Here is a 17287-nt window from a genome sequence, read left to right as displayed (position 1 = left end):
TCATGCCGCGCTATCTCGCCCCACTGCTGTTGTTGTGCCTGACGTTCAATGCCCACGCCGACAGTTACATCACTCGCTTGTTGAACAAGCCGGTGCCCGGCGGCGTGGCCGTGGTGGACCTGGGCAGCGCGGCCCAGGCACCCAAAGCCACTTACCAGGGCAAGCCGGTGCTGGTGGTCAAGGAACAGCAGAACTGGCTGGCGATTGTCGGCATTCCGCTGACGGTCCAGCCCGGCACCCAACAAATCAGCAGTGGCGGCGCCACCCAGCCGTTCGTGGTCGGCTACAAAAAATACCCCGAGCAACACATCACCCTGAAGAACAAGCGCCAGGTCAACCCGAACCCGGCGGACCTCAAGCGCATCGACGCCGAGCTGGCGGTGCAACTGAAGGCCTATCGCAGCTTCAGCCCGAACATTCCCAGCAACCTGCTGCTGGACAAGCCGGTCAACGGCCCACTGTCGAGCAAGTTCGGCGTACGCCGCTTCTTCAATGGCGAGGAGCGCAACCCCCACGCCGGCCTGGACTTCGCCGTGCCCGCCGGTACACCGATCAAGACTCCGGCCGCCGGCAAGGTGATCCTCACCGGCAATTACTTCTTCAATGGCAATACGGTGTTCGTCGACCATGGCCAGGGTTTCATCAGCATGTTCTGCCACATGTCGAAGATCGACGTGAAGGTCGGCCAGCAACTGGCCCGGGGCACCGTGGTGGGCAAGGTCGGTTCCACGGGTCGGGCGACCGGGCCGCATATGCACTGGAATATCAGCCTGAATGATGCGCGGGTGGATCCGGCGATTTTCATCGGTGCTTTCCAACCCTGAGATGTGCGCTGGGGCTACTGGCCTCATCGCGAACAAGCTCGCTCCCACATTGGGATGTGTTGTGCCCCCCTATGGGAGCGAGCTTGCTCGCGATGACGGTAGCCGCATCGCCACCGCCTGTGAATTGCCAAGCTCAAAACATCGACGCAATTTCCAATATCGACATCTCGAACATGCGCGATTAAATCTCGCAAACCCGCTCAAAAGCAGAAGTTCTCTCAATTTTTTCCGACTGCTTGCGATCCGCCGTTCACGCGGTTAGGGTTGAGGCATGAAAACCTCTCACACCCTCATCCAGCTTCGCCAGCACCGCAGCCTGTGCCTCGTCAGCGCACGACTGCCGGGGTGAATCGCGGCACCTCGTCCCGGCTGTGAAGCCACCCCATTCGAACCACCGGCAGGCCGCCTTTTTCCGGCCACGACAATAAGGATTTCCCCATGAGCATGCTCAAAGACCCGTCTTCCAAATACCGTGCCTTCCCGACCATCAACCTGCCGGATCGCACCTGGCCGTCGAAGACCATCACCGCCGCGCCGATCTGGTGCAGCTCCGACCTGCGCGACGGCAACCAGTCGCTGATCGAGCCGATGGACGCGGTCAAGAAGCTGCGCTTCTGGAAAACCCTGGTCGCGGTGGGCGTGAAGGAAATCGAGGCATCGTTCCCGGCCGCTTCCCAGACCGACTTCGACTTCGTGCGTACCCTCATCGAAGAAGGCCACATCCCGGACGACACCACCATCCAGGTGCTGACCCAGGCCCGTGAAGACTTGATCGCCCGTACGTTCGAATCCCTGCGCGGCGCGAAAAAAGCCATCGTCCACCTGTACAACGCCACCTGCCCGTCGTTCCGCCGCATCGTGTTCAACCAGGACAAGGAAGGCGTGAAGGAAATCGCGGTGAACGCGGCCAAACTGTTCGTCAAATACGCCGCTCAGCAGCCGGAAACCCAATGGCAGTTCGAATACTCGCCAGAAACCTTCAGCGCCACTGAGCTGGAGTTCGCCAAGGAGGTCTGCGACGCGGTGATCGAAGTCTGGAACCCGACGCCCGAGCGCAAGGTGATCCTCAACCTGCCCGCTACCGTGGAAGTCGCCACCCCGAACATCTACGCCGACCAGATCGAGTGGTTCCACCGCAACATCACCCGCCGTGACAGCGTGCTCATCAGCCTGCACACCCACAACGACCGTGGCACCGGCGTGGCCGCCACCGAGCTGGGCCTGATGGCCGGTGCCGACCGTGTCGAAGGCTGCCTGTTCGGCAACGGCGAACGCACCGGTAACGTCGACCTGGTGACCGTGGCGCTGAACCTCTATACCCAGGGCATCAACCCGGAACTGGACTTCTCCGACATCGACGGCGTGCGCAAAGTGGTTGAGGAGTGCAACCAGATCCCGGTGCACCCGCGTCATCCGTACGTCGGCGACCTGGTCCACACCGCGTTCTCCGGCTCGCACCAGGATGCCATCCGCAAGGGCTTCGCCCAGCAGAAACCGGACACCCTGTGGGAAGTGCCGTACCTGCCGATCGACCCGGCCGACATCGGTCGCAGCTACGAGGCGGTGATTCGCGTCAACAGCCAGTCGGGCAAAGGCGGTATCGCTTACCTGCTGGAACAGGAATACGGCATCAGCCTGCCGCGTCGCATGCAGATCGAGTTCAGCCAAGTGGTACAGCGGGAAACCGATCGCCTGGGCCTGGAAATGACCGCCCAGCAGATCCACGGCCTGTTGCAGCGTGAATACCTGCAAGCCAACACCCCGTACGCGCTGGTCAGCCATCGCCTGCAGGAAGAGAACGGCAACAGTGCCGTAGAAGTGGAAGTGGCAAGCAAGGGCCAGGGCGAGACCAACCTGCACTGGCGCGGCAAGGGCAACGGCGCCCTGGAAGCGCTGGTGGCCGGCCTGCCGATTCCGGTGGAGATCATGGACTACAACGAACACGCCATCGGCGCCGGCACCAATGCCAAGGCGGCGGCCTACATCGAACTGCGAGTCAACGGCGAGCGTGCGGTGCATGGCGTGGGTATCGATGAGAACATCACCACGGCGAGCTTCAAGGCGCTGTTCAGTGCGCTGAACCGCTCGCTGAGCCAGCCGGAAGCCAAGGCGGCCTGATCCCTGGGCTGAAATGCAAAAAGGCCCCAGGGTGTGAACCCTGGGGCCTTTTGTTTGGCTGATGGTTGGGTGCTGACTGTACGGGCCTTATCGCGAGCAAGCTCGCTCCCACACTGGATCTTCAGTGAAGCCGAAATCCTGTGCCCACCTCAGCCCCCTGTGGGAGCGAGCTTGCTCGCGATGGCGACCTGTCAGGCAATCCAAGTCGGGTCATAGAACTTCTCCTTGGCTGACCGGTTATCAGCACGCAACACCGTTCTTTAAGGCTGAGTCGTTTCAATTCGTGAATTCGAAGCGATCGGCATCCAGGTTCGCCGGAAACCGTGTGCGATACGCCGCCAGGTCCGCCGCCTGCAAACACACCGTGAACACACCATCCGCGTCACCGGCGCTGAGCAAGGTTTCACCCTGGAAATCCAGCACCTGGCTGTCACCGGTGTAGGCGAAGCCCTTGCCGTCGGTGCCGACGCGATTGACCGCCGCCACGTAGCACAGGTTCTCGATCGCCCGGGCCGGCAGCAGCCGGTTCCAGTGCAGACGTCGCGCTCCGGGCCAGTTGGCGGTGTACAGCAGCAGGTCGGTGTCCTCGGCGTCGCGACTCCACACCGGAAAGCGCAGGTCGTAGCAAATCAACGGGCGAATCCGCCAGCCCTTGAGTTCGAACAGCACCTGCCGCTCGCCCGGCGTGTAGTGGTTGTGCTCGCCGGCCATGCGAAACAGATGGCGCTTGTCGTAATGCAACACTTCTCCGTCCGGCCGCGCCCACAGCAAGCGGTTGCGGTGGCTGCCGTCAGCATCCTGGATGATCACACTGCCAGTGATGACCGCGTCCAACTTCGCGGCCTGGGCCTTGAGCCACTGGCGTGTCGGGCCGTTTTCCGGCTCCGCCAGGGTGTCGGACTCCATGGAAAAACCGGTGGTGAACATTTCCGGAAGGATGATCAGGTCAGCCCCACGCGCCTGCTCGAGCAGCGCTTCGAAATGTTCCAGGTTGGCCTCGCGGTCGTGCCAGGCCAGGGTGGTCTGGACCAGGGCAATGTCGAGGTCCGGCAACGCGCTCAAATCACGCATAGTTTTTCCGCCGCTTCGCGCAGCGTCTCCTCGCGTTTGGCAAAGCACAGGCGCACCAGGCGCTGGCCTTGGGGTGGGTCCTGGTAGAACACCGAGATCGGAATCGTCGCCACGCCATGCTCGCGGGTCATCCACACCGCCATGTCGACGTCATTGAGGTCCGGGCGAATCCGCGAATAATCCACCAACTGGAAATAAGTACCGGTCACGCGCCTGAAGCTGAACCGTGACGGAGCCAGCAGATCGCAGAACAGATCGCGCTTGGCCTGGTAGAAGTCCGGCAGTTCGTCGACGTGTTCCGGATGTTCGGCCATGTAGTCGGCCAGGGCGTACTGCAACGGCGTCACGCCGCAGAAGCTGACGTACTGGTGCACCTTGCGCAGCTCTGCCGTCAGGGCCGCTGACGCCACCACGTAGCCGGTTTTCCAGCCGGTGACGTGGTAGGTCTTGCCGAACGAACTGACCACGAAGGCGCGGCGGTACAGTTCTTCATGGGCCAGGACACTGGCGTGGGCGATGCCGTCGAACACCAGGTGTTCGTAGACCTCATCGCTGACCAGGTAGATGTCACGGTCGCGAATCAGCGTCGCCAACTGATCGAGTTCGGCGCGGCTGATCAGGGCGCCGCTGGGGTTGTGCGGCGAGTTGAGGATGATCATGCGCGTGCGCGGGCTCAGGGCTTCGCCGAGCTTCTCGAAGTCGATGGCGAAGTCATCCAGGCTCAATGGCACGTGCACGCAGCGCCCACCGGCCAATAGGACGGAAGGCTCGTAGCTGTCATAGCTCGGATCGAAAACGATCACTTCGTCACCGCTGTGGACCACCGCCGCGATGGCACAGAAAATCGCCTGGGTCGCACCAGGGGTCACGGTGACCTCTTGATCGGCATCGACGTTGGCGCCGTAGCTACGGGCGATCTTCGCCGCGATCTGCTGGCGCAGCGCCGGCAGGCCGGTCATCGGTGAGTACTGGTTATGGCCTTGAGCAATGTGCCGGCCAACCGCATCGCGCAGGGCCTGCGGGCCATCGAAATCGGGAAAACCCTGGGACAGGTTCAGCGCGCCCGTCTGCGCGGCGAGCTGGGACATCTGGGTGAAAATCGTGATGCCGACGTTCGGCAACTTGCTGGTGATCATGAAGGGTCCCTGCTCTGCACCCGGCTCTGGTGCGGCGCGGGAGAGGTCGAGGATAGCCCAATCGCCGGGCATGAAAAAGGGTGCCACAAAGGGCACCCTTCTCTTGTCGCAGAATCGCAGGAAGACTCTGTGGCGAGGGAGCTTGCTCCCGCTGGGCTGCGTAGCAGCCCCTTGCCTTCCATCTGCTACAGCGTGGCCGCTGATAGATTTGGGGTTGCTTCGCAACCCAGCGGGAGCAAGCTCCCTCGCCACAAAAGCTCCTCTGGACAGCAGGTCCGATCAACGCTTGTCGCGGCGCTTCTTGTCGGCCTTCTTGTGGTGCGACATCAAGCGGCGCTTCTTGTTGACCTGGCGGTCGGTGAGCGTGTTCTTGTTGCCTTCGTACGGGTTCTCGCCGCCCTTGAACTCGATGCGGATCGGCGTGCCGACCAGCTTCAGGACGCGACGGTAGGTGTTTTCCAGGTAACGGACGTACGACTTGGGCACCTTCTCGATCTGGTTACCGTGGATCACGATAATCGGCGGGTTGGCACCGCCCAAGTGGGCGTAGCGCAGCTTGATCCGACGGTTGTTGACCATCGGCGGCGCATGCTCGCCTACCGCATCTTCGAGGATCTGGGTCAGGCGGTTGGTCGGCCAGCGGGTGACCGCCGACTTGAACGAGTTCTGCACCGAAGCGTAGAGGTTGCCCACGCCCGTGCCGTGCAGGGCCGAGATGAAGTGGATGTCGGCGAAGTCGACGAAGAACAGCCGGCGCTGCAATTCGACCTTGACGAAATCCCGCTCGCTCGGCGTCATGCCGTCCCACTTGTTGATCGCGATGACCAGCGCACGCCCGGCTTCCAGGGCGAAGCCCAGCAGGTTCAGGTCGTGATCGACCACACCTTCGCGGGCGTCCATCACGAAGATCACCACGTTGGCGTCTTTGATCGCCTGCAAAGTCTTGACCACGGAGAACTTTTCAACTTCTTCGTGGATCTTGCCGCGCTTGCGCACACCGGCGGTGTCGATCAGCGTGTACTTCTCTTCGTTACGCTCGAAGGGAATGTAGATGCTGTCACGGGTGGTGCCAGGCTGATCGTAGACGATGACCCGGTCTTCACCGAGCATGCGGTTGACCAGCGTCGACTTGCCCACGTTGGGACGGCCGATGATGGCGATCTTGATCCCGTCTTTTTCGCTCGGGCCCGGAATGCGCTTGGCTTCCTCACCCTCGGCAACGATCTCTTCCTCGCCCTCTTCCGGCTCTTCCGAGTCGTCCTTGGGGAAACTCTCCAGGGCGATTTCCAGCATCTGAGTGATGCCACGACCGTGGGCGCCGGCGATCGGGATCGCCTGGCCCATGCCCAACGGTGCGAACTCGGCGCGGGCCATGTCCGGGTCGATGTTGTCGACCTTGTTGGCGACTACGTAGGAACGCTTGTTACGCTTGCGCAAATGCTCGGCGATCATCTGGTCGGCGGCGGTAAAACCAGCCTTGGCGTCTACCAGGAACAGCACCACATCGGCTTCTTCAATGGCGAGCAGCGACTGCTCGGCCATTTTTTCGTCCATGCCATGTTCATCACCGGAGATGCCGCCGGTGTCGACCAGAATATAGGTACGCCCTTGCCACTTGGCCTCACCGTATTGGCGATCACGGGTCAGACCGGACAAGTCGCCGACAATGGCGTCGCGAGTCCTGGTCAGGCGGTTGAACAAGGTGGACTTGCCGACGTTCGGTCGGCCCACCAGGGCGATTACGGGAACCATGCGGCTCTCCACTTCGTTATTTCAGAAAATACAAAAGCCGCTGCGAGGCAGCGGCTGGTGCTCGGAGGCAGTCCTATAGGAGCGGGCTTGCTCGCGAAAGCGGTGTGTCAGTTAACAAATTTTCTTCTGATACACCGTATTCGCGAGCAAGCCCGCTCCCACAAAGGACGGGCCGCTTGAGATCTAGCCCCAAGCATAGTCTTACTTGATGGTCAGGGCTTCCAGTTTGCCGCTGTTGCCATACACATAGATCATGTTGCCCACCACCAGCGGACGGGCACGCAGGCCGTCGCTGTCGATGCGCTCACGGCCGACGAAACGACCGTCCACCTGGCTGAGCAGGTGCAGGTAACCTTCCAGGTCACCCACTGCGACGTAGCTGGAGAACACTTCCGGGGCCGACAATTGACGACGGGCCAGGGAATCGTTGCTCCACAAGGCGGTGGTGGAACGCTCGTCAACGCCTTCGACGGTGCCCGAGGACAGGCTCACGTAGACGCTGCCAAAGCCTTGGGCGACACCGGCGTAACTGGACGCATCGCGCTGCCACAACGGACGACCGCTTTCCAGGTCCAGTGCCGCCACGCGGCCCTGGTAGCTGGCGACATACAACGTACCGCCGGACAGCAGCAAGCCGCCGTCGATGTCGACCACACGCTCCAGCTCCGAACGACCTTGCGGGATGGCTACGCGCTGCTCCCAGACCGGCACGCCGTTGGAAACATCCAGGGCCACCACTTTACCGGTCGACAAGCCAGCCACCGCCAGGCGGTTGGTGACGATCGGCGCACTGGTGCCGCGCAGGGTCAGTACCGCCGGGGTGCTGTCGTACAACCAGCGCTGGTTGCCGGTGGCGGCATCCAGGCCAATCAGCCGGTCATCCTGGGTCTGGATCACCACCACGTCGCCGTTGGTGGCGGGTGGTGCGAGCACTTCGCTGGTCACCCGGGCGCGCCATTTCTCTTCACCGCTGCTCGCGTCCAGGGCGACGATCTCGCCCTTGAGCGTGCCGATCATGACCAGGCCGTAACCCACGCCAACGGCGCCGGAAACAGGCAGTTCGAGATCTTTCTCCCATTTGACGTCGCCATTGCTGCGATCCATCGCCATGACCACGCCCGTGACGTCGCCGGCATAGATGGTGTCGCCATCGATGGCCGGCACCAGCATGTTGTAGGTTTCACCCTGGCCATCGCCGATGGAGCGGCTCCACTGCTTCTGCAGCACGACTTCTTCTTTGAAGTCGGTCAGCTCGGCCGGTGGCAGTTCTTTCTTGCTGTTGCTGCTGCAACCCGCGGCCAGAATGGCCAGGGCCAGCAATGCTGCATGTTTCCACTGGATCACGTCACGCATCCCCTTTGGCCAGGTCGTCCAGCTTGATTTGCAGGCCACCGACCGCGGCTTCATCCGACAGCGCAGCCTTGGCTTTTTGGTAGGCCGCATGGGCCTCATCGGCACGGCCCAGCTGTACCAGCAGGTCGCCCTTGAGTTCTTCGCGGGTCGCCAGGAACGCCTTGTCGGCATCGCCGTCGAGCAGCTTCAAGGCGTCTTCGGCCTTGTTCTGTGCCGCCAGCACCTGCGCCAGGCGCTGACGCGCCACTTCGCCCAGGGTCGGGTTGGCCGGCTTGTCGACGATACCTTTGAGCTCGGTCGCGGCGTCGTCCAGCTTGCCGCTGTCCACCGCCACCTTGGCCACGAACAGGCGACCGTACTGCGCGTAGGCAGTGCCGCCGAATTCCTTGTCCAGCTTGCCGGCCAGGTCCGCCACACGGGCAGGGTCAGGCTTGCCGTCCGGGGTCAGGGTGGTTTCCAGCAATTGCTGGTAGAGCACCGAGGCGCCTTGCGACTGGTTGCTCTGGTATTTCTGGTAGGCCTGCCAGCCGAACACGATGACCAGCGCCAACAGGCCGCCAGTGACCAGCGGCTTGCCGTTGCGCGTCCACCAGTCCTTCAAATCCGCCAGCTGTTCATCTTCGGTACTCGACACCCCAATACTCCTTAATCGCTAAATCGGCTGTTTGACAGCTTCAACCCTGCACGACGCAGGTGGCCAGGTGTGCAGCAAGCGCATCCCAGGCAATGCTTTGTTGTTCGCCCTGGCCACGCAGGGGTTTGAAACCTACCACTTGTTGGGCCAGTTCGTCGTCACCGAGGATCAGTGCGTACAGCGCACCGCTCTTGTCGGCCTTCTTGAATTGGCTCTTGAAGCTGCCGGCGCCGGCGTTGATCTGCAAGCGCAGGTTGGGCAACTGGTCGCGGATCCGCTCGCTCAACGACAAGGCGGCCAGTTCGGCGGCCTCGCCAAAGGCGCACAGGTAGACGTCGACCTGACGGGACAGTTCTTCGGGTACCTTGTCCAAGGCTTCCAACATTAGCACCAGGCGCTCGATGCCCATGGCAAAGCCCACGCCCGGGGTCGGCTTGCCGCCCATCTGCTCCACCAGCCCGTCGTAGCGGCCGCCGGCACAGACGGTGCCCTGGGCGCCGAGTTTGTCGGTGACCCACTCAAAGACCGTCTTGCTGTAGTAATCCAGGCCGCGAACCAACTTAGGGTTGATCACGTAGGGAATGCCGACAGCGTCGAGGCGCGCCTTCAGCCCTTCGAAGTGCGCACGGGACTCGTCGTCGAGGTAGTCGGCCATTTTCGGCGCGTCGACCAGGACCGCTTGGGTATCGGCGTTCTTGGTGTCGAGCACGCGCAGCGGATTGGTCTTCAGACGGCGCTGGCTGTCTTCGTCGAGCTTGTCCAGATGCGCGGAAAGAAACTCCACCAACGCTTCGCGGTAGCGGCCACGGGACTCACTGGTGCCCAGGCTGTTGAGCTCGAGCTTGACCGCGTCACGCAGCCCCAGTTCGCCCCACAGGCGCCAGGTCATGACGATCAGCTCGGCGTCGATGTCCGGGCCCTCGAGGTTGAACACTTCCAGGCCAATCTGGTGGAACTGGCGATAACGGCCTTTCTGCGGGCGCTCGTGACGGAACATCGGGCCGACGTACCAGAGTTTCTGCACCTGGCCGCCGCCGGTGATGCCGTGTTCGAGCACCGCACGCACGCAGGCCGCTGTGCCTTCGGGGCGCAGGGTCAGGGAATCGCCGTTGCGGTCGTCGAAGGTGTACATCTCTTTTTCGACGATGTCGGTCACTTCACCGATGGAGCGCTTGAACAGCTCGGTGAACTCGACGATTGGCATGCGGATCTGCCGGTAACCGTAGTTATCCAGCAGGCGCGCCACGGTGCCCTCGAAATAGCGCCACAGGGGCGTCTGCTCGGGCAGGATGTCGTTCATGCCACGAATGGCTTGCAGAGACTTGCTCACGTCTATTCCTTAATCTTTCGACTTAACCGCGCGCGATGACCGCTGCGTCGGCTTCGACCTTTTCGGCCGCTTTCTGGCGAATCAGCCGTTCCAGCTCATCCACCAGATTGTCATTCGTCAGTTTCTGCGACGGCTTGCCGTCGATGTAAATCAGGTTCGGGGTACCACCAGTCAGGCCGATATGGGCCTCCTTGGCTTCGCCCGGCCCGTTGACCACGCAACCGATCACCGCGACATCCAGCGGCACCAGCAGGTCTTCGAGGCGCCCTTCCAGTTCGTTCATGGTCTTGACCACATCGAAGTTCTGCCGCGAGCAGCTCGGGCAGGCGATGAAGTTGATGCCACGGGAACGCAGGTGCAGGGACTTGAGAATGTCGTAGCCGACTTTCACTTCCTCGACCGGATCAGCCGCCAACGAGATGCGGATGGTATCGCCAATCCCTTCGGCGAGCAGCATACCGAGGCCGACGGCGGATTTCACCGTGCCCGAACGCAACCCACCGGCTTCGGTGATGCCCAGGTGCAGCGGCTGGACGATTTCCTTGGCCAGCAAGCGGTAGGCTTCGACGGCCATGAACACGTCGGAGGCCTTCACGCTGACCTTGAAGTCCTGGAAATTCAGGCGCTCCAGGTGCTCGACGTGGCGCAGGGCGGATTCCACCAGCGCCGCCGGGGTCGGTTCGCCGTATTTCTTTTGCAGGTCTTTTTCCAGGGAACCGGCATTGACGCCGATGCGGATCGGGATGCCCCGGTCGCGGGCGGCGTCCACCACGGCGCGCACACGGTCTTCGCGACCGATGTTGCCCGGGTTGATGCGCAGGCAATCGACGCCCAGTTCGGCCACGCGCAGGGCGATGCGGTAGTCGAAGTGAATGTCGGCGACCAAGGGGACCTTGACCAGTTGCTTGATCTTGCCGAACGCCTCGGCGGCGTCCATGTCCGGCACGGAAACCCGCACGATGTCGACACCGGCGGCTTCCAGGCGGTTGATCTGCGCGACCGTGGCGGCCACGTCATTGGTGTCGCTGTTGGTCATGCTCTGCACAGCGATAGGCGCATCGCCGCCCACGGGCACGTTACCGACCCAGATCTTTCGGGATTCGCGACGCTTGATTGGAGATTCGCCGTGCATGACTTATTGACCCAACTTCAGGCGAGCGGTCTCGCCACTGGTGAACGGAGCGATGTCGACCGGCTGGCCGTTGTAGCTGACCTGGGCGCCACGGGCATACCCCAGGCGCACGGCAAACGGCGGCTTGCCGTTGACGGCGGTGCTGTCGCCCTTGCGCTTGAGGCCGCTGAACAGCACCTTGCCGTTGCCGTCGGTGATCTGCGTCCAGCAGTCGGCGACAAACTGAATCTGCACCTGGCCTTCACCCGCGACTGGCGCTGGGGTCGGGGCCGTCGGAGCTGCCGGGGCGACTGGAGCGGTCGGCGCGGCGTGGGTCGCAGGCGCAGCCGCGGTCGGTGCTGGCGTACTCGGCGCGGCCGGTGCCGTGGCAATCGGTGCGCTGCCGGTGTTCGGGGCAGCCGGTGCCGTCGGTGCCGGAGCTGGAACAGCCGGCTCGGCACCCGCCTGGGCATCGGCGTCGTCCTGGCTTTGCGGCAACGCCAGGGTGGTTTCGCCTTCGGCCTGGCCTTCGACGACAGCCTGGTCTTCCGGCTCGTCCAGCGGATGGATCTGGGTGGTGCCGTCAGCGCCCTCGACCTCGACGTGCTCGGGGTTCATGGCGACGGGCTCCTTGTTGCGCAAGGACGCCTGGTCCTGCCACCAGACAAAACCGCCACCGATCACCGCGATCAGCAGCAACAGGCTGACGATGCGCAAAATGGTGTGGGAAACGCGAACCGGCTCTTCGATGCGCCCCAGGCTGTGCACGTTGCTGCCCTGGGCATCGGAACCGGTGTATTGATCGAATTGCTGGACCAGCACGGTCTGGTCCATGCCGAGCAACTTGGCATAGGCGCGGATATAGCCCCGGGCGAAGGTGTGCCCAGGCAGCTTGTCGAACGCGCCCGCTTCCAGATTGCCCAGGGAAGCCACGGTAAGATTGAGCTTGAGGGCCACTTCGGCCAGCGACCAACCATTGCTTTCGCGGGCTTGACGCAGGGTCTCACCGGGATTTACGCGAGTCGCTGCTACAACTTCGGGATGCGCCGCTTTCATCATTGCTCCGACAGGTATTGCTGATATTCCGGCGTACCGGGATAGAGTCTTTTGAGTTGCAAGCCGTAACTCGCAGCCTTGTCGCGATCTTCAAACACATGTGCCAGCCGAACGCCGAGCAATAGACTACGTGCATTTTGCTCGCTCAGCAGGCTAAAACGCTCGTAGTAGTCACGCGCGGGCACATAATGCCTGTCTTCGTAGGACAACTCAGCCATTTCCAGCAGCGCCCGCGGTTGCTGGCGGTTGAGCCGCAGCGCCTTTTCGAGCTGCTGGCGGGCCAGGTCACGCTGGCCCAACTGCGCGGCCGTCATGCCGAGGTTCTCGAAAACCCGCGAACGCTCGGGGTAAAGGGTATCGGCGGCAGCCTGCTCGAAGCGCTCGTAGGCTTCCTTGTAGCGTTTCTGCTCGAAAAGAAAGCTGCCGTAGTTGTTCAGGATCCGTGCATCCTGGGGGCGGCCGGACAGCGCCTTGCGAAAATGCTGGTCGGCCAGTTCCGACTCCATCTCGGCCTGGAACACCAGGGCCAGGGCCGCGTTGGCATCCGGGTCGGAATCGTCCAGCTCCAGGGCCTTCTTGAGCGGCACCTTGGCCCGTTCGGTCATGCCCTGCTGCAGATAGCCGATGCCCAGTTGCACATAGGCCACACGTGCCTCGTCACGCCCTTTGCTGGTCTTCATCGGGTTGTAGTCACCCGACAGGACACAACCGGAACACAGGCCGGCCAACAGCAAAACGAGCGCGAAGCGCAGGGACATAGAGTTCCTCTCTTAGTGACTGTTCGCAGCGTTTTGCACCGCATCGTCCGCGGCGTTCAACTCACGCACGGCAATGTAGCGTTCGCTGCGACGGGTGCGATCCAGCACCTGTCCTACCAATTGGCCACAGGCGGCGTCGATGTCTTCGCCGCGAGTGGTGCGCACGGTGACGTTGAAGCCAGCGTGGTGAAGCTGATCCTGGAAGCGACGAATCGCGTTGTTGCTCGGACGCTCGTAACCGGAATGCGGGAACGGGTTGAACGGGATCAGGTTGATCTTGCACGGGATGTTCTTGAGCAACTCGATCATCTCGACCGCGTGCTCGACCTTGTCGTTCACATCCTTGAGCAGCGTGTACTCGATGGTCAGCACGCGTTTTTCGCCCAGGGACGACATGTAGCGCTGGCACGACTCGAGCAGCATCTTAAGCGGATACTTCTTGTTGATCGGCACCAATTGGTTACGCAATGCGTCATTGGGTGCGTGCAGCGACAACGCCAGGGAGACGTCGATGTGCTTGGCCAGCTCATCGATCATCGGCACCACGCCGGAGGTGGACAGGGTCACGCGGCGCTTGGAGATGCCGTAGCCCAGGTCGTCCATCATCAGGTGCATGGCGGAAACGACATTGTCGAAGTTCAGCAGCGGCTCACCCATGCCCATCATCACCACGTTGGTGATGGCACGGTCGACGGTCGCCGGGACGCTGCCAAAGGATTTGTTGGCAATCCACACCTGGCCGATCACTTCGGCGGCGGTGAGGTTGCTATTGAAGCCTTGCTTGCCGGTGGAGCAGAAACTGCAATCCAAGGCACAGCCTGCCTGGGACGAAACGCACAAGGTGCCGCGCTTGCCCTGGGGAATGTAGACGGTCTCGACGCAGCTGCCGGACGCCACGCGCACCACCCACTTGCGGGTGCCGTCGCTGGAAATGTCCTGGCTGACCACTTCGGGGCCGCGAATCTCGGCAACAGCCTTGAGCTTTTCACGCAGGGCCTTGCCGACATTCGTCATGGCGTCGAAGTCGTCGACGCCAAAGTGGTGAATCCATTTCATCACCTGGCCGGCACGGAAACGCTTCTCCCCGATCGAGTCGAAGAATTTCTCCATTTCCGGCTGGGTCAGGCCCAACAGGTTGGTTTTGCCGTTCGATGTAGTCATGGATTCACCTTCACTCAAAAGCCTGGGCTTAGCGAGTGGTTACTTCAGTAGCGGAGAAAAAGTAAGCGATTTCGCGAGCTGCAGCGGCTTCGGAGTCCGAACCGTGGACGGCGTTGGCGTCGATGGACTCGGCGAAGTCAGCACGGATGGTGCCGGCAGCGGCTTCTTTAGGGTTGGTAGCGCCCATCAGCTCACGGTTGCGAGCGATGGCGTTTTCGCCTTCCAGCACCTGAACGACAACCGGACCGGAAGTCATGAAGGCAACCAGTTCACCGAAGAAACCGCGCTCGCTGTGCTCAGCGTAGAAGCCTTCGGCTTCGGCTTTGGACAGTTGCTTCATTTTCGAAGCTACAACGCGCAGGCCAGCGTCTTCGAAACGGGTAACGATCTTGCCGATCACGTTTTTAGCAACGGCGTCAGGCTTGATGATGGAGAAAGTACGTTGAACAGCCATGGTGTAACTCCAGAAACGGTAATTTACGAAAAATTAAACCCGCGAATTATACGCGGGTTCTTGGGTATTGCCTAACCTGCGAGGCGATCAGTCCAATTCTTTGGCCCAGAGTTCCTGAACCGCTTCCAACACCTTCTCGCCGACTCGGCCAGAGGTGGCATCGAAGTCAGGCAGATCCAGGATCATCTGCTGCAGACGGACGAAACCTACAGAGTACGGATCGAGCCCTTCGTGGGCCTCGGCCAACTCTTCCGCGATGCGTTGTACGTCATTCCAACCATAGCTCATGACAGTGTCACCATCAGTGCGGCGCTTCGGCCGCATGGTTAAGCGAATATTTCGGGATTTCGACCACCAGGTCTTCGGTGCCGACCTTGGCCTGACAGGTCAGGCGCGACGTCGGCTCCAGGCCCCACGCCCGATCAAGATAGTCCTCTTCCAGCTCATCGGCTTCATTCAGCGAGTCGAAACCCTCGCGAATGATGCAATGGCACGTGGTGCAGGCACAAACGCCGCCGCAGGCGCTCTCGATCTCGATGTGGTTGTCATGGGCCACTTCAAGCAGGGACTTGCCGGTTTCGGCCTCTACCACCATACCGTCCGGGCAATGCTCGGCGTGTGGCAGAAAAATGATCTGCGGCATCAGTTATTCCTCGATTTCATTCAGGTTGCGCCCCGCCAGGGCGGCTTTGACCGTCGAGTCCAGGCGGCGGGCAGCAAAGGCATCGGTGACTTGCGACAGACGCTTGGTCTGCTGCTCGATGGCATAACCATCGGTGCCTTTCATCAATTCGGACAGTTCCTGCATCTGCAGCTCGATGACCATGCGTTCTTCGGCATCCAGCAAACGCTCGCCGTCGGCTTCAAGGGCCCCCTGCACGGCTTCGATCAGACGCTGGGCGTCGACCTGCTGCTCACGCAGCACACGGGCCACTTTGTCGTCGCTGGCGTGCTGGAAGGAATCCTTGAGCATCTTGGCGATTTCGCCGTCGGTCAGGCCATAGGACGGCTTGACCTGGATGCTCGCTTCCACGCCCGAAGCCAGTTCGCGGGCGGAAACGTTGAGCAAACCGTCGGCATCGACCTGGAAGGTCACGCGGATCTTCGCCGCCCCGGCCACCATCGGCGGGATGCCGCGCAGTTCGAAGCGGGCCAGGGAACGGCAGTCACTGATCAGCTCACGCTCGCCTTGCAGCACGTGGACCATCATGGCCGACTGGCCGTCTTTATAGGTGGTGAAGTCCTGGGCGCGGGCAACCGGGATGGTGGTGTTGCGTGGAATCACCTTCTCCATCAGGCCGCCCATGGTTTCCAGCCCCAGGGACAACGGAATCACGTCGAGCAACAGCAGTTCGCCGCCGTCGCGCTTGTTGCCGGCCAGGGTATCGGCCTGGATCGCGGCGCCGATGGCGACCACCTGGTCCGGGTCGATTTCGGTCAGCGGCTGGCGGCCAAAGGCCTCGGCGACGGCTTCGCGAACCCGAGGCACGCGGGTCGAACCGCCCACCATGACCACGGCCTTGACGTCTTCGAGCTCGATGCCGGAATCACGCACGGCACGGCGGCAGGCCTTGAGGCTGCGGGCGACCATGGGTTCGATCAATGCATCGAAGGCGGCACGGCTCAGCGAGGCTTTCCAGTCGCCATAAGCGACTTCAACGGCGGCAGCGTCGGTCAAGGCTTCCTTGGCGGCGCAAGCGGTTTGCAGCAGGTGGCGTTGCGCACCCGGGTCGAGGTCGGCGGACAAGCCCGCTTGCTCGATGATCCAGCCGGCGATGGCGTGGTCGAAGTCATCGCCACCCAGGGCACTGTCGCCACCGGTGGCCAGGACTTCGAAAACACCGCCGGTCAGGCGCAGGATAGAAATATCGAATGTACCGCCGCCCAGGTCGTAGATCGCGACCAGGCCTTCGGCATGCTGGTCGAGGCCATACGCGACGGCAGCGGCAGTCGGCTCGTTGAGCAGGCGCAGCACGTTAAGGCCGGCCAGCTTGGCGGCGTCCTTGGTGGCTTGGCGCTGGGCGTCGTCGAAATAGGCCGGGACGGTGATGACCGCGCCCACCAGTTCACCGCCCAACGCCGCTTCGGCACGCTGGCGCAGGACCTTGAGGATGTCGGCGGAAACCTCGACCGGGCTTTTCGGGCCTTGCACGGTTTCGATGAACGGCATGTGGGATTCGCCACCGACGAAGCGGTACGGCAGCTGGTCGCCCAATTGCTTGACGTCGGACAGACCACGACCCATCAAGCGCTTGACCGAGACAATGGTGTTCAGAGGGTCAGTGGCGGCGGCCAGCTTGGCCGACTCGCCCACTTCGACGCGATCGGCGTGATAGCGAACAGCGGACGGCAGGATCACCTGCCCCTGTTCATCGGCCAGCGGCTCGGAAAGACCGCTGCGCAAGGCAGCGACCAGGGAATTGGTAGTACCCAAGTCGATCCCGACAGCCAGGCGACGCTGGTGCGGTTGTGGACTTTGGCCGGGTTCGGCGATCTGCAGTAGGGCCATCGTAATCAGGACTTATCTGT

General features: G+C 62.1%; 16 protein-coding genes. 2 read left to right on the top strand and 14 right to left on the bottom strand.

The genetic code is table 11. The features are described from left to right. Window positions 1-2: 2 nt before the first annotated feature. The gene (locus BT125_RS15100; protein WP_072408098.1) at window positions 3-824 is read left to right on the top strand and encodes a peptidoglycan DD-metalloendopeptidase family protein; all 822 of its coding nucleotides are present in this window, start codon (window positions 3-5) and stop codon (window positions 822-824) included. Between the two features lie 438 nt (window positions 825-1262). Beyond that, entirely contained in the window at window positions 1263-2942 is a 1680-nt protein-coding gene (gene leuA, locus BT125_RS15095; RefSeq protein ID WP_060739084.1) for a 2-isopropylmalate synthase, read from the top strand. A 276-nt stretch (window positions 2943-3218) separates the two neighbouring features. Here the strand turns inward: leuA and BT125_RS15090 are convergent, their stop codons facing one another. The 14 genes from BT125_RS15090 to hscA all read right to left on the bottom strand — a co-directional run bounded on the left by BT125_RS15090 (window position 3219) and on the right by hscA (window position 17267). Next, window positions 3219-4013, bottom strand: coding sequence for an amidohydrolase (locus BT125_RS15090; protein WP_072408325.1), 795 nt, complete (start codon window positions 4011-4013; stop codon window positions 3219-3221). After that, window positions 4001-5149 (bottom strand): pyridoxal phosphate-dependent aminotransferase, encoded by a 1149-nt coding sequence (locus BT125_RS15085; RefSeq protein ID WP_072408096.1) that lies wholly within the window; start codon window positions 5147-5149, stop codon window positions 4001-4003. Before BT125_RS15085 ends, BT125_RS15090 begins: the two co-directional genes overlap by 13 nt. Window positions 5150-5428: 279 nt before the next feature. Next, entirely contained in the window at window positions 5429-6901 is a 1473-nt protein-coding gene (gene der, locus BT125_RS15080) for a ribosome biogenesis GTPase Der (RefSeq protein ID WP_072408094.1), read from the bottom strand. Between the two features lie 201 nt (window positions 6902-7102). After that, entirely contained in the window at window positions 7103-8254 is a 1152-nt protein-coding gene (bamB, locus tag BT125_RS15075) for an outer membrane protein assembly factor BamB (RefSeq protein ID WP_060739088.1), read from the bottom strand. Continuing rightward, complete coding sequence (locus BT125_RS15070; RefSeq protein WP_025212011.1) at window positions 8247-8888, bottom strand: YfgM family protein; 642 nt, start codon at window positions 8886-8888, stop codon at window positions 8247-8249. The genes bamB and BT125_RS15070 overlap by 8 nt, the downstream gene beginning before the upstream one ends. 40 nt (window positions 8889-8928) lie before the next feature. After that, a complete protein-coding gene (gene hisS / locus BT125_RS15065; protein ID WP_025212010.1) occupies window positions 8929-10218 on the bottom strand; it encodes a histidine--tRNA ligase in 1290 nt (429 codons plus the stop codon). 22 nt (window positions 10219-10240) lie between these two features. Further along, window positions 10241-11350 carry a flavodoxin-dependent (E)-4-hydroxy-3-methylbut-2-enyl-diphosphate synthase gene (ispG, locus tag BT125_RS15060; protein ID WP_003185136.1) on the bottom strand — a complete coding sequence of 370 codons (1110 nt, stop codon included), beginning with the start codon at window positions 11348-11350 and terminating at the stop codon, window positions 10241-10243. 3 nt (window positions 11351-11353) lie between these two features. Beyond that, window positions 11354-12385 carry a RodZ domain-containing protein gene (locus BT125_RS15055; protein WP_072408092.1) on the bottom strand — a complete coding sequence of 344 codons (1032 nt, stop codon included), beginning with the start codon at window positions 12383-12385 and terminating at the stop codon, window positions 11354-11356. Further along, on the bottom strand, window positions 12385-13143 hold the full coding sequence (gene pilW, locus BT125_RS15050; protein ID WP_072408090.1) for a type IV pilus biogenesis/stability protein PilW: 759 nt from the start codon (window positions 13141-13143) through the stop codon (window positions 12385-12387). Before pilW ends, BT125_RS15055 begins: the two co-directional genes overlap by 1 nt. Before the next feature lie 12 nt (window positions 13144-13155). Beyond that, the gene (gene rlmN / locus BT125_RS15045) at window positions 13156-14304 is read right to left on the bottom strand and encodes a dual-specificity RNA methyltransferase RlmN (RefSeq protein WP_053118626.1); all 1149 of its coding nucleotides are present in this window, start codon (window positions 14302-14304) and stop codon (window positions 13156-13158) included. Window positions 14305-14332: 28 nt separating this feature from the next. Continuing rightward, window positions 14333-14758, bottom strand: a complete 426-nt coding sequence (ndk, locus tag BT125_RS15040) for a nucleoside-diphosphate kinase (RefSeq protein ID WP_042727994.1) — start codon at window positions 14756-14758, stop codon at window positions 14333-14335. 87 nt (window positions 14759-14845) lie between these two features. After that, window positions 14846-15046: a Fe-S cluster assembly protein IscX gene (iscX, locus tag BT125_RS15035; RefSeq protein ID WP_072408088.1), complete on the bottom strand. Its 201-nt coding sequence runs from the start codon at window positions 15044-15046 to the stop codon at window positions 14846-14848. Between the two features lie 13 nt (window positions 15047-15059). Further along, on the bottom strand, window positions 15060-15401 hold the full coding sequence (gene fdx, locus BT125_RS15030) for an ISC system 2Fe-2S type ferredoxin (RefSeq protein ID WP_042727996.1): 342 nt from the start codon (window positions 15399-15401) through the stop codon (window positions 15060-15062). A 3-nt stretch (window positions 15402-15404) separates the two neighbouring features. Then, the gene (gene hscA / locus BT125_RS15025; protein ID WP_072408086.1) at window positions 15405-17267 is read right to left on the bottom strand and encodes a Fe-S protein assembly chaperone HscA; all 1863 of its coding nucleotides are present in this window, start codon (window positions 17265-17267) and stop codon (window positions 15405-15407) included. Between the last annotated feature and the right edge of the window lie 20 nt (window positions 17268-17287).

Origin of the sequence: Pseudomonas sp. NFACC04-2 (assembly GCF_900119265.1) — a bacterium.
Taxonomy (GTDB): domain Bacteria; phylum Pseudomonadota; class Gammaproteobacteria; order Pseudomonadales; family Pseudomonadaceae; genus Aquipseudomonas; species Aquipseudomonas fluorescens_AA.
Note: the sequence above shows the minus strand (reverse complement) of the source record. Positions and strands in the feature narration are given on the sequence as shown.

Coding starts and splice junctions, on each gene's coding strand:
- BT125_RS15055 (WP_072408092.1), bottom strand. CDS start 12,385: ATGAAAGCGGCGCATCCCGAAGTTGTAGCAGCGACTCGCGTAAATCCC.
- ndk (WP_042727994.1), bottom strand. CDS start 14,758: ATGGCTGTTCAACGTACTTTCTCCATCATCAAGCCTGACGCCGTTGCT.
- hscA (WP_072408086.1), bottom strand. CDS start 17,267: ATGGCCCTACTGCAGATCGCCGAACCCGGCCAAAGTCCACAACCGCAC.
- bamB (WP_060739088.1), bottom strand. CDS start 8,254: ATGCGTGACGTGATCCAGTGGAAACATGCAGCATTGCTGGCCCTGGCC.
- fdx (WP_042727996.1), bottom strand. CDS start 15,401: ATGCCGCAGATCATTTTTCTGCCACACGCCGAGCATTGCCCGGACGGT.
- BT125_RS15090 (WP_072408325.1), bottom strand. CDS start 4,013: ATGCGTGATTTGAGCGCGTTGCCGGACCTCGACATTGCCCTGGTCCAG.
- BT125_RS15085 (WP_072408096.1), bottom strand. CDS start 5,149: ATGATCACCAGCAAGTTGCCGAACGTCGGCATCACGATTTTCACCCAG.
- BT125_RS15100 (WP_072408098.1), top strand. CDS start 3: ATGCCGCGCTATCTCGCCCCACTGCTGTTGTTGTGCCTGACGTTCAAT.
- rlmN (WP_053118626.1), bottom strand. CDS start 14,304: ATGACTACATCGAACGGCAAAACCAACCTGTTGGGCCTGACCCAGCCG.
- der (WP_072408094.1), bottom strand. CDS start 6,901: ATGGTTCCCGTAATCGCCCTGGTGGGCCGACCGAACGTCGGCAAGTCC.
- leuA (WP_060739084.1), top strand. CDS start 1,263: ATGAGCATGCTCAAAGACCCGTCTTCCAAATACCGTGCCTTCCCGACC.
- pilW (WP_072408090.1), bottom strand. CDS start 13,143: ATGTCCCTGCGCTTCGCGCTCGTTTTGCTGTTGGCCGGCCTGTGTTCC.
- ispG (WP_003185136.1), bottom strand. CDS start 11,350: ATGCACGGCGAATCTCCAATCAAGCGTCGCGAATCCCGAAAGATCTGG.
- iscX (WP_072408088.1), bottom strand. CDS start 15,046: ATGAGCTATGGTTGGAATGACGTACAACGCATCGCGGAAGAGTTGGCC.